This window comes from Kineococcus gurbantunggutensis, from assembly GCF_050871925.1.
Lineage (GTDB): Bacteria > Actinomycetota > Actinomycetes > Actinomycetales > Kineococcaceae > Kineococcus.
In genome coordinates this window covers 1-11,449 of record NZ_JBJLSG010000001.1, presented here as the reverse complement: position 1 = coordinate 11,449, position 11,449 = coordinate 1, and the positions used below count along the sequence as shown (strand labels likewise).

Genomic DNA, 11,449 nt, shown 5'->3' with positions numbered 1-11,449 from the left:
AGGATGCGGCGCGCCCGGGAGCGGCCCGCGGCGCGGCGACGGGAGGACCCGGTGGGCACGAGCACGACGGCGGCGGCGGGCACGACGTTCCTGCTGGCCCGGCACGGGGCGACCGCGCACACCGCGGAGGGGCGCCTGAGCGGCAGCACGGGCGCGAACCCGCCGCTGTCGCAGGTGGGCCGGGAGCAGGCGCGGCGGCTGGGCGCGGCGCTGCGCGCGGCCGGCGGCGCGGACGTGCTGGTGTGCAGCCCGGTGCTGCGGGCGCGGCAGACGGCCGAGGAGGTCGCCGCCGCGCTGGGGCTGGCGCTGCGCGTGGAGGACGACCTGCGCGAGATCGACTTCGGCGACTGGGAGGGCCTGACGCCCGCGGAGGTGGACCGCCGCTGGCCGGGCGAGCAGGCCGCGTGGCGGGGGCAGAGCGAGCAGGCCCCGCCCGGCGGGGAGTCCGTGGAGGCCGTCGGGGACCGGGTGGCGCGGGTGCGCGAGCGGCTGGCCGCGCAGCACCCGGGCGCGCGGGTGCTGCTGGTCAGCCACATGTACCCGGTGAAGCTGACGGTCGTGGACGCGCTGGGGGTGCCGCGGGTGACGATGCACCGGATGCACGTGGACCCCACGGGCCTGGGCGAGGTGCGCGCGCTGCCGGCGGGCGACCCGCGCGGGCCGTGGCTGGTGCTGCGGCACAACGACGCCGCGCACCTGCGCGACGCCGCGCACCTGCGCGACGCCGCGCACCTGCGCGACGCCGCGCAGCGGATCGCCCCGGCGACCGCTCCCCCGCCCGCGCCCTGAGCCCCCGGGGGGCTCAGAGGGCCGGCGCCCCGGCGGTCGCGGGCACCGGGCGGGGGCGCGCGGGCACGGCGGCGCGCAGGCGCGCCAGCGCCGGGCCGGGGTCGCGCAGCGAGGCGACGCTGTGCCGGGCGCCGGGGGCGCCGGCCAGGGTGCCGGCCAGGTCGCGCACCAGGCCGCCGCGGCGCTCGGCCAGGGCGCGGCGCACGTCGGCGCTGCCCCACTGGTAGCGCACGCCGGCGCGCGCGCGCACCGGGCGCGGCTCGCGGCCCAGGGCGACCTCGCCCCAGGCGGCGGGCAGGTTCGCGCCGGCGGCCACGGCCAGCGACAGCGAGCCGTAGAAGCGGGCGTTGAGGTCGATGAGGCGCGCGGGCCCGCCGGGCTCGGCGACGTACTGCAGCTCCGCCAGCCCGACCAGCTCCAGCGAGGCCAGCAGCTCCTGCGCGCGCGCGGCGAGGTCGGCGTCGACCTCGACGGTGACGGCGCGGGCGCTGGCCCCGGCCAGCGGCGGCCAGATGCGCTCGGCGCGCTGCATGGACTCGGCGACCACGCCGCGCGGGCCGCGCACCGCGGCGTAGGCGATCAGGGTGCCCGGGTGCAGCACCTGCACCTCGGCCTCGCCGCCGAGGGCGCGGATCTCCGCCACGCGGCGGGCGACGGCGCTGCGGCCGGTGACGACGGTGGTGTCGATGCGCGGCGGGGAGCCGGCGACGTCGGGCAGGGCGTGCCGGTGGGCCTTGACGACGCAGGAGGTGCGCTCGTCGGGCACGTCGGCGGGGTCGAGCACGTCGGGCACGGCGATGCCGGCGGCCGCGGCGGCGCGGGAGAGCTCGGCCTTGTCCATGGCGCGCAGGAGCTGCTCGTGGGGGCCGTGCGGGACGACGGCGCCGGCGGCGGCGAGGACGTCGCGGGCGGCGGACAGGGCGGTGACCTCGGCCTCCCCGGCGCCGAAGACCACGTCGTAGGAGCCGGCGCGCGCGATCGCGGCGACGGCCTCGACGAAGGCGCCCGCGGGGTGCAGGGCGGGCACGCGGTGCGCGGCGGAGCAGGCGCGGGAGGAGACGGCCAGCCCGCGGCCGGGCCCGTCGGGGGCGGCGACCCCCACGGTCCAGCCGGCGGCGTGCAGGGCCCGCGCGGCGGCCAGCGCCCCGCGGCTCCAGCCCTGTTCGACGATGAGCGCTCGCACCCGTCCCGTGCCTCCTCCCGGGCGCCCCGGCGGCGCCCCGCGACAGCCTGTCGGGGGCCGGGCCGGCGCGCGATCCGGGGGCTCGCGGCGGGGGCGCCGGGGCCCTCAGAAGCTGCGGTTGAGGGAGCGGCGGCGCACGCGGCGCTCGACGCGGTCGAACTCGCGGCGCAGCGGGGTGGAGCAGAACTCCCCGAGGGTGACGCCGGCGGCCAGGGCCAGGGCGGTGCCCAGGGCCTCGACGAGCATGCCCAGGCCGGCGGAGGTGCCGCCGCCGACGAGGGTGAAGATCGCCCGGTAGGTCGCCAGGCCCGGCAGCAGCGGCACGATGCCGCAGACGGAGACGACCAGGCCGGGCACCCCCCAGCGCCAGGCGGTGCCCTCGGCCATGAGGCCGACGACCAGGGCGGCCGCGCCGGCGGCGGTCAGCGGCCCGGCGCCGGCGGCCAGGGCCAGGGCGTTGACGGCGGAGCCGGTGCCGCCGGCCAGGGCGGCCAGCGCCAGGGCGCGCCCGTCGGCGTAGCCGCTGACGGCCCAGGAGAGGGCGGCGGTGGCGCCGGCGAGGACCTGCACGGCGACGGCGGGCGCGGCGGTGGCGGTGAAGGTCAGGCTCAGGGCGATGCCGGCGCGCTGGCCGAGGTCGAGGACGCCGGCGATGCCCAGGACGAGCCCGGCGGTGAGCACGACGGTCTCGAAGGCGCGGGCGCCGGCGGTGACGTAGAAGCCGGAGATGGCGTCCTCGGCGGAGCCGACCAGGGAGAGGCCGGCGAGCAGCACGACGATGCCCGAGCCGACGACGAGGGAGGGCGGCAGCGCGCCGATCCACCCGGGCAGGTGCGGCTGCCACAGCAGCAGCCCCAGGGCGACGGCGGTGGCCAGGGCCGCGCCGGCGACCTGCTGGAAGAAGGCGGGCAGGCCGCGGCGGTTCAGGGCGAACAGCAGCACCTGCAGCACGGCGGTGGTGCCCGCGGCGGCGGCGGCCACGGCCCAGCCGCCGCCGAGCAGGACGGCGACGGAGACGGCCAGGCCGACGGCGCCGAGGGAGGCGACGCTGCCGCGGTAGGGGCGCCGGGCGGTGAGCAGCCGCTTGAGGCGCTCGTCGAGCTCGTCGACGGCCAGGCCGTCGCCGGCCTCGTGGGCCAGCGCGTACAGCCGCGACAGGCGCGAGTAGTCGGTGCTGCGCGCCTGCACCACGCGCACGTCGGTCAGCGGCACGCCGTCGGCGCCGGTGGTGGAGACGACGACGGCGGTGAAGGTGATGTCGACCTGGGTGCGGCGCAGCCCGGCGCCGGCGGCGGCGCGCAGGGTCAGGGCGGTGACGTCGGCGGCGGAGGCGCCGCAGGACAGCAGCGCCTCGGCCATGCGGGTCAACGCGCGCAGCGCGGCGAGGACCTGCTCGTGCGGCACGCCGCCGTCGTCGTGGGCGTCCTCGGCGACGGGGTGGCCGGCGAGGCGGGCGACGACGGTGGAGGCGGTGGAGGCGACGGCGGTGGCGACGCGGTCGCGGACCCGGCCGCTCGCCGCTCGGCCGGTCAGCAGCGGTGGCACACCGCGACGCTACCGGCGGGGCTCAGCAGGGCAGGGCGAGGTCCGCGAGCACGGCGGGCGGGGCCTGCTCGCAGCCGACGCCGGCGGTGCCCAGGGACACCACGCGCCAGGCGCCGTCCACGCGCTGGAGCACGGCGGTGGCCGGGTCCAGCGCGGCGGGGTCGGCGGGCTCGAGGCGGGCGGCGGCCCAGGCGGGGTCGGCGTCGGCGGTGCGCACGTCGGCGACGGCGTAGGCGTCGGCGGGCGCGGCGGCGGCCTCGGGGCTGGTGCGCACCGCGGCGGCGACCTCGCCGGCGGTGGCGGGGTCGGCGGGCGCGGCGCCGGCGGGCAGCGCGGCGGCGAGCACGGCGAGGGCGCCGGCGGCCGGGACGGCGGCGGCGGTCAGGGCGGTGCGGCGGGTGCGGGTCACGGGGGACCTCCCGGGTGTCGTGGTCGTCGTGGTGCTCGTCGGTCACCGGTGGGACGCGCCGTGCGCGGCGCAGGTTGCACCACGGCCCGTCCCGGTCCCCCCACGGTTGCCCGCACCCGGCCGCCCCCACACGTGACGCTCGTCACAGGCGGGTCGTCACAGACGGGGCCGTCATACGTGGGTCTCGGCGACCTCGCCGAGGTCGCGGGAGCGGGCGCGCTGGAAGCGGTGGGCGTCCAGGCGCCCGACGACGGCGGCGGCGGTCGCCCCGTGCACGAGCACGGACAGCGCGACGGTGAACCCGACGGCGGCCCACAGCTCCTCGCCGGGGAACTCCGCCTCGCCCAGCGCCCAGGACAGGTAGAACAGCGAGCCGATGCCGCGCACGCCGTAGATGCCGATGACCCAGCGCTCGCGGGGACCGGCGGGGCTGCCGAGCAGGCTGAGCCGGCCCACCAGCGGGCGGATGACGAAGACGAGCAGCACGCCGACCAGGGCGAGCTGCCAGGTGAGGGCGTCGAGCAGCCCGTCGGACAGGGCCGCGCCGAGCAGCAGCAGCAGCCAGGCGGTGAGCATCCGCTCGATCTGCTCCACGAAGCTGTGCGCGACGCGGTGCGCGCCGTGGGAGCGCTCGGCGGAGCGGATGGCGCAGGCGGCGACGAAGACGGCGACGAAGCCGTAGCCGTGCAGCAGCTCCCCGAGGCCGTAGGCGAGGAAGGTCACCGCCAGGGCGGTGAAGCCCTCCACGTCGTCGGCCAGGCGCAGCGCGGGGATCGAGGAGCGGAAGAACAGCTCCCCCAGCACCCGGCCGGTGACCCAGCCCACGGCCACGCCGACGACGGCGCGCAGCAGCACGTCCTCCAGCACCCAGGTGCCCAGCGCCCCCGCCGTCGCGCCGGCGGTGGCCAGCACGACGGCGAGGTGCACGACGGGGAACGCGGCGCCGTCGTTGAGGCCGGCCTCGCTGGTCAGGGCGAAGCGCACCTCGTCCTCGGTGCCCTCCTCGTCGGCGGGCTCGCCGACCTGCACGTCGCTGGCCAGGACGGGGTCGGTGGGCGCCAGGGCGGCGCCGAGCAGCACCGCGGCCGCGACGGGCAGGCCGCCCAGCACGCTGCCGGTCACCGCCACCAGGGCGATGGTCAGCGGCATGGCCACGGCGATGAGCCGCCAGGTGCTGGCCCAGCGCCGCCAGCCCACGCGCCGGTCGATGGCCAGGCCGGCGCCCATCAGCGAGATGATCACGACGATCTCGGTGACGTGGCTGGTGACGGCCTCGTGCTCCAGCGGGTCCACCGAGGGCAGGCCGGGCACGAGGCCCAGCACGACCCCGGCGGCCAGGAACGTCATGGGCAAGTTGACCGGCAGCTTGTCGACCACGCGGGGGACCAGCGCCGCGCCCAGGGCGCTGGCCCCGGCGAGGGCGAAGAGGACGGCGTAGAGCACGGCGTTCCAGACGTCGGGGTCGGGCGGGGGGTGAGGGGTCAGTCCTCGGAGGGGGCCTCGGCCCTGCCGAGGACCCGGTCGTACAGCACGGCGGCGAGCACGCCGCCGACGACCGGGCCCACGGCGTAGACCCAGAAGGAGTCCCAGGTGCCCGAGACCAGCGCGGGGCCGAAGGCGCGGGCGGGGTTGACCGCCCCGCCGGTCAGCGGGGCGGCCAGCGCCACGCACACGGCCAGGGTGGCGCCCACGGCCAGGGGCGCGGCGGCCGCGGGAGCGCGCTCGTCGGTGGCCACCGAGATCACCACGAGGACGAGCACGAAGGTGATGACGGCCTCGACGAGCAGCGCCCGGCCGTCGGAGACGCCCGGGGCGGGCACGGTGGCCGCCAGGCCGGTGAGCTCGCGGGCGCGCTCGCCGTAGAAGGCCCAGGTGGCCAGCGAGGCCAGCACGGCGCCGCCGAGCTGGCAGACCAGGTACACCGGCACCGCCCGCCACGGGAAGCGGCCGGTGGCGGCCAGCCCGAGGGTGACCGCGGGGTTGAGGTGGCAGCCGGAGACGTGGCCGAGGGCGGCGGCCAGGGCGGCCAGCGCCAGGCCGAACGCCAGCACCACGGCCAGCAGGTCGTAGGGCGCGGGGCTGCCGGTGGCGCCGGCCGAGGCGACGGCGGTGCCGGCCAGGACGAGCACGAAGGTGCCCACGACCTCGGCGGTGCCGGCGCGGGCGGTGTTGGCGCCGGCCTCGCTGCCGTACAGGCCGCTGCGGCGGCTGCCGCCGGGCGCGGGTGCGCGCCGCACCCGCAGCGGGCTCTCGGTGCGCTCGCTCACCGGCCCAGCCCGGCCTTGTCGACGCGGCGGTGGAAGCGCATGCCGGCCAGGCCGCCCAGGACCGCGCCGACGAGGGCGACGACGAAGGCGCCGATGAGCGCGAGCACGCCCGCGGCGGTCAGCGAGCCGAGGTCGGCGGGCACGCGCGGGAAGCTGTCGAGCTGGCCGAGCACGTCGTAGGAGTCGCCGGCGATCGCGGCGACGGCGGCGACGACGAGGGCCACGACGACCGCCCACACCCACACGGCCACGCCCTGCTTGGCGCCGTTGAAGCGGGCCATGCGGCCGGCGACGTACCCGCCGCAGAAGTACGACACGAGCAGCACGGCGAGCAGCGCGATCGCGCCGAGCAGGCCGATGGTGCCGGCGTTGCCCTGCGCCTGCTGCGCCAGGGAGCCGACGGCCTCGGTGGCGTCGTCGCCGGTGCTGGAGAGCCCCACGGCGGTGCCGGTGGCGGTGAGCAGTGCGGTGAGCAGCACGGCGGTGCCGGTGGCGGTGAGCCAGCCGAAGAACGCCGAGCCGACCTTGACGCCGCCGAAGGCGTCCTTCTCGCGCTGCACGACGGACTTGCGCGACATCGAGGGGGTCCCGGTGCCGTGCTCGACGCTGAGGCGGTCCGGGTGCGCGGTGGCCTGCTGGGCGCCGGCCTGCTGGGCCGGGCGGCCGGCGGGGCGGGTCGCGCCGCCGGTGGTGGCGCCGTCGCCGGGGGCGTCGGCGGCGTGGGAGCCGTCGCTCGGGGTGCTCACGAGGGGCCTCCTGAGGGGTGCTGGTGGTCGCCGACCGCGACGGCGCTCGCCGAGCGCCCCGTCGTCCCTGGAGGCGGTCGTGCCTGGGCGCGCGGCCCGGCGGCACCGGGGACCCCGGTGCCCCTCGAGTGTCGCGGGAGCGCGCGCACCCGGCCACTCGAGAGGCACCGGCCGTCGTCAGGCGATCCTCAGGCGACCCTCAGGGGACGGGGTGGACGACCCCGGCGGAGCCGCCGCCGCGGCGGACCGGCTCGGCGACGGCCTGCACCCGCCCGTCGGGCAGGAACTCCAGGGCCGCGGCGGCGCCGATCTCGGCCACGGGCGTGAAGACGTGCCCGAGGTCGGCCAGGGCCCGCCCCCGCGGGGAGTCGACGTAGGCCTGCTCGGCGTTGGCCCCGCCGCGCTCGCCGGCGCGGTTCTGCTCGGACACGCGCGGGGCAGCGACGGCCTCGGGCAGCGGCACGCCGCGGTCCAGGCGGTCGACGAGGACGCCCAGGGTGGTGCCGATGATCGTCGCCCCGCCCGGGGAGCCGACGGCCAGCAGCGGCCGCCCGTCGCGCAGCACGATCGTGGGGGACATCGACGAGCGCGGGCGCTTGCCGGGGCCGGGCAGGTTGGGGTCGGGCACGGCCGGGTCGGCGGGGGCGAAGTTGAAGTCGGTCAGCTCGTTGTTGAGCAGGAACCCCCGCCCGGGCACGGTGATCCCGCTGCCGCCGGTCGCCTCGATGGTCAGGGTGTAGGAGACGACGTTGCCGGCGGCGTCGGCGGTGACCAGGTGGGTGGTGGAGGTGCCCTCGTCGGGGTCCTCGGCGCCGGGGGCCGCGGTGCAGCCGGCGCCGTCCAGGGCGCCGGGGGCCACCGGGCGCGGCAGCACGGCGCCGTCGCGCACCAGGCAGGCGCGCGAGTCCGCGAAGCGCTGCGAGAGCAGGGTGCTGGTGGGCACGTCCTGCACGTCGGGGTCGCCGACGTACCGGTTGCGGTCGGCGAAGGCGAGCGCGGCGGCCTCCAGCTTGCGGTGCTCGGAGACGACGGGGTCCCCGCTGCGCCCCAGGGCGTCCAGGACCTGCAGCGCCTCCCCCACGGTGGTGCCCCCGCTGCTGGGCGGGGCCATCCCGTACACCTGCACGGGCCCGTCGGCGGCCTCGTGGGTGACCAGGGTGGGGCGCCGCTCCAGGGCCCGGTAGGCGGCGACGTCCTCCAGGGTCATCGCCCCGCGCAGCACCTCGCGGGTGACGCCGGTGGCCACCGGCGGGGCGGCGACGGTGTCGACGACGGCGCGGCCCAGCTCGCCGCCGTAGAACGCGCCGGCGCCCTGCTCGGCCAGGACGCGGTAGGTGTCCGCCAGGTCGGGGTTGCGGAAGACCGAGCCCACGGCCGGGGCGTCCCCGCCGGGCAGGAAGAGCTGCGCGGTGGAGGAGAAGTCGCGGAAGCGGGCGGCGTTGTCCAGGGTCTGCTGCCGGAAGGTCTCGTCGACGGCGAAGCCGCGCTGGGCCAGGGAGCGGGCGCCGGAGAGCGCCTCGGCCATCGTCATCGTGCCGGACTCGCGCAGCGCCTCCTCCCAGGTGGCCGGGGTGCCGGGCACGCCCACGGACAGGGTCGAGTTCACGACGTCGTTGAACGGCAGCGGCCGGCCCGCCCCGTCGAGGAAGCCCTCGGGGCCCAGCGCCGCGGGCGCGCTCTCGCGGCCGTCGATCGTGGTGACGGTGCGCCGCAGCGCGTCGTAGGAGACGAGGAAGCCGCCGCCGCCGACGCCGGCGGAGTACGGCTCGGTGACGCCCAGGGCCGCGGCGGTGGCGACGGCGGCGTCGACGGCGTTGCCGCCGCGGCGCAGCACGTCCAGGCCGACGGCGGTGGCCTCGGGGTCGACGCTGGCCACGGCGCCGCCGTAGCCGGTGGCCACGGGCTGCTTGGCGGGGCCGGGCGCGGCGACGCTGCGCGCGGCGCGCTCCACCACGGGGGCGGCGGAGGCGGGGGCGGCGGCCAGCGCGGGGGCGGCCAGGCCCAGGGCCAGCAGCAGCGCCGCGGGGCGGCGGGCGGGCCGGGCGGGTCGGGCGCGGTGCTGGGCGGGGTGCTTCGGGCGGGGCTGCACGGGGGTCTTCGCGCGGGGCATCGTGGGCGCCTTCCGGTCGCGGGTGCGGCTCCCGGACCGCCGTCGGCCCGGGAGCCGCACCCTCTCAGAGACCCCACAGGTGCGCCAGGGGTGCGCGGGCGGCGCCCCCGCGGCGCCCGGGGCCGCTCAGCGGGTGCCGAGCAGCTCCCCCAGGTCCCGGCACAGGCCCCGGGAGGCCCGGTCGGCGGAGGCCGACACCGGTCCCATGCCGAAGAACCCGTGCACGAGGTCGTCGTGGCGGCGCAGCACGACGGGCACGCCCTCGGCCTCCAGGCGCTGCGCGTAGGCGATCCCCTCGTCGCGCAGCGGGTCGAACCCGGCGACGCCGACCACGGCGGGCGGCTGCCCGGCCAGCGAGGGCGCGTCAAGCGGCGCGAAGCGCACGTCGGTGGCGTCGCCGCGGTAGTGCCGGCCGAACCACTCCACCGCGGCGCGGTCCAGGACCGGGGCGGAGGCGTTCTCGCGCACGGAGGGGAAGTCCCCGCGCCCGCCGGAGACGGCGGGGTAGACCAGCAGCTGGGCGGCCAGGCCCTCCCCCGCGGGCGACTGGGCGGCCACGGCGGCGAGGTTGGCGCCGGCGCTGTCGCCGGCGACGGCCACCCGCTGCGGGTCCGCGCCGAGGTCGGCGGCGTGGTCGCGCAGCCAGGCGGTGGCGCTGACGGCGTCGTCGGGGGCCGCGGGGAAGGGGTCCTCGGGCGCCAGGCGGTAGGCGACGGAGACGACGACCGAGCCGGACTCGGCGGCGAGCATGCGCGCCTGCCCGTCGTGGGACTCCAGGTCGCCCAGGACGAAGCCGCCGCCGTGGAAGAACACCACCAGCGGCGTGGCCTCGCTGCCGCCTGCGCTGCTGGCGGCGCCGCTGCCTGCGCTGCTGCCGTCGCCGCTGCCGGCGGGCGGCTGCGGGCGGTAGAGGCGGGCGGGCAGGTCGCCGACGGCGCCGGGCACGGTGAGCTCCTCCACCGCGGCGACCGGTCCCCACCACGCGGGGTCCACCCGCTCCTGCGCGGCGGCCCCGCTGCGCACCTGCGCCGGGGTCAGCGCGCTGATCGGCGGCAGGCCCGCGGCGGCGACCCGGCGCACCGCCTCGGCGATCTGCGGGTCCAGCCCGGGGGCGGTCTGCGGGTCCTGCTGCGTCACGGGTCCTCCGTCGTCCGGGCGCCCGGCGGCGCCGACCGCGGCCCAGTCTGCGCGCGCGGTGCGGGGCCCGCCCGGGGAGCCGGGCGGCTCAGGCGGCGCGCTCCAGGAGCGTGACGACCTCCACGTGCGGGGTCTGCGGGAACATGTCGAGCACCCGCGCGCGCACCGGGCGCAGCGAGGGCATGGCGGCCAGGTCTGCGGCCAGGGTGGCGGGGTTGCAGCTGGAGTAGACGACGTGCCGGGTCCCGGAGCGCTCCAGCCAGTCGCGCAGCTCCTGCCCGATCCCCCGCCGCGGCGGGTTGACGACCACCAGGTCCGGCGCGACGGCGGCCCCCAGCGCGAAGCGGGTGGCGTCGCCGGCGAGGAACTGCACCCCCTCCAGCCCGGCGGCGCGCGCGGAGGAGCGGGCGCTCTCGACGGCCTCGGCGCTGACCTCCACGCCCGTCACGCGCCGGCCGGGCGCGGCCACGTGCAGGGCGAAGCCGCCGACGCCGCAGTACAGGTCCCACACGCTGCCCGGGTCCACCTCCCCGACCCACTCGGCGACCTGCGCGTACAGGGCCCGCGCGACGGGCGAGTTGGTCTGGAAGAAGCTCTGCGGGCGCAGGTCCAGGTCCACCTCGCCCAGCCGCATCCGCAGCGCGGTGCGCTCGGTGAGCGGGACCTCCACCTCGCCCTCGACGACGGCCTTGTGCTCGGGCAGCAGGTTCGCGGTGACGACGACGGCCGCGGGCAGCTCGCGCAGCAGGTGCGGCAGCGCCCGGCGCATCGCGGCGAGCGGGGCGCGCGAGCGCACGACGAAGCGGACCATCAGCTCCCCGTCGGGCGACTCGGTGACCAGGACGTTCTTCAGCTCCCCGCGCCGGCGCGGCACGTCGTAGGGCTCCAGGCCGGCGCGGGTGATGAAGCGCGCGACGGGGGGCAGGGCGGCGCGCACGCCCGGCGAGCACACCGGGCAGCGGCGCAGGTCCACCCCGCGCCCGCCGGCGTCGAGGATGCCCAGGGTGGGGCGCCGCGCGGTGCCGCCGACGACCATCTTGGCCTTGTTGCGGTACCCGCCCTCGGGGCTGCGCACGGCGGGCAGCCACCGCAGCTGGGGCTGCTCGCCCAGCAGCTCGCGGCAGCGCTCCTCCTTGCCCGCGACCTGCTGCGGGTAGGGCAGCTCGATGAGGGTGCACGAGCGGCACTCGCCGCGGTCGTAGTAGGAGCACTGCACGGTGCTCCAGGGTAGGTCGCCGCCGGGGCGGCCGGCGCCGCCGGCGG

General features: G+C 79.0%; 10 protein-coding genes. 1 reads left to right on the top strand and 9 read right to left on the bottom strand.

What is annotated here, in order from left to right:
• The first annotated feature begins 51 nt into the window (after positions 1 to 51).
• Positions 52 to 789, top strand: coding sequence for a histidine phosphatase family protein (locus tag ACRYR7_RS00050; protein ID WP_432570016.1), 738 nt, complete (start codon positions 52 to 54; stop codon positions 787 to 789).
• A gap of 13 nt (positions 790 to 802) precedes the next feature.
• On the opposite strand, the gene ACRYR7_RS00045 is transcribed toward ACRYR7_RS00050, so the two are convergent.
• The 9 genes from ACRYR7_RS00045 to rlmC form a co-directional block, all read right to left on the bottom strand.
• A complete protein-coding gene (locus tag ACRYR7_RS00045; RefSeq protein WP_432570015.1) occupies positions 803 to 1,972 on the bottom strand; it encodes an ATP-grasp domain-containing protein in 1,170 nt (389 codons plus the stop codon).
• Between the two features lie 105 nt (positions 1,973 to 2,077).
• Entirely contained in the window at positions 2,078 to 3,517 is a 1,440-nt protein-coding gene (locus ACRYR7_RS00040) for a threonine/serine exporter family protein (RefSeq protein WP_432570014.1), read from the bottom strand.
• A 22-nt stretch (positions 3,518 to 3,539) separates the two neighbouring features.
• Positions 3,540 to 3,926, bottom strand: coding sequence for a hypothetical protein (locus tag ACRYR7_RS00035; protein WP_432570013.1), 387 nt, complete (start codon positions 3,924 to 3,926; stop codon positions 3,540 to 3,542).
• A gap of 171 nt (positions 3,927 to 4,097) precedes the next feature.
• Entirely contained in the window at positions 4,098 to 5,369 is a 1,272-nt protein-coding gene (locus ACRYR7_RS00030; protein WP_432570012.1) for a cation:proton antiporter, read from the bottom strand.
• A 38-nt stretch (positions 5,370 to 5,407) separates the two neighbouring features.
• Positions 5,408 to 6,193: an MIP/aquaporin family protein gene (locus tag ACRYR7_RS00025; RefSeq protein WP_432570011.1), complete on the bottom strand. Its 786-nt coding sequence runs from the start codon at positions 6,191 to 6,193 to the stop codon at positions 5,408 to 5,410.
• Positions 6,190 to 6,939 carry a hypothetical protein gene (locus tag ACRYR7_RS00020; protein ID WP_432570010.1) on the bottom strand — a complete coding sequence of 250 codons (750 nt, stop codon included), beginning with the start codon at positions 6,937 to 6,939 and terminating at the stop codon, positions 6,190 to 6,192. The genes ACRYR7_RS00025 and ACRYR7_RS00020 overlap by 4 nt, the downstream gene beginning before the upstream one ends.
• Positions 6,940 to 7,138: 199 nt before the next feature.
• Positions 7,139 to 9,049 (bottom strand): gamma-glutamyltransferase, encoded by a 1,911-nt coding sequence (ggt, locus tag ACRYR7_RS00015; protein WP_432570009.1) that lies wholly within the window; start codon positions 9,047 to 9,049, stop codon positions 7,139 to 7,141.
• Between the two features lie 126 nt (positions 9,050 to 9,175).
• Positions 9,176 to 10,186 carry an alpha/beta hydrolase gene (locus tag ACRYR7_RS00010; RefSeq protein WP_432570008.1) on the bottom strand — a complete coding sequence of 337 codons (1,011 nt, stop codon included), beginning with the start codon at positions 10,184 to 10,186 and terminating at the stop codon, positions 9,176 to 9,178.
• 88 nt (positions 10,187 to 10,274) lie between these two features.
• Positions 10,275 to 11,402 carry a 23S rRNA (uracil(747)-C(5))-methyltransferase RlmC gene (gene rlmC, locus ACRYR7_RS00005; RefSeq protein WP_432570069.1) on the bottom strand — a complete coding sequence of 376 codons (1,128 nt, stop codon included), beginning with the start codon at positions 11,400 to 11,402 and terminating at the stop codon, positions 10,275 to 10,277.
• Positions 11,403 to 11,449 lie beyond the last annotated feature (47 nt).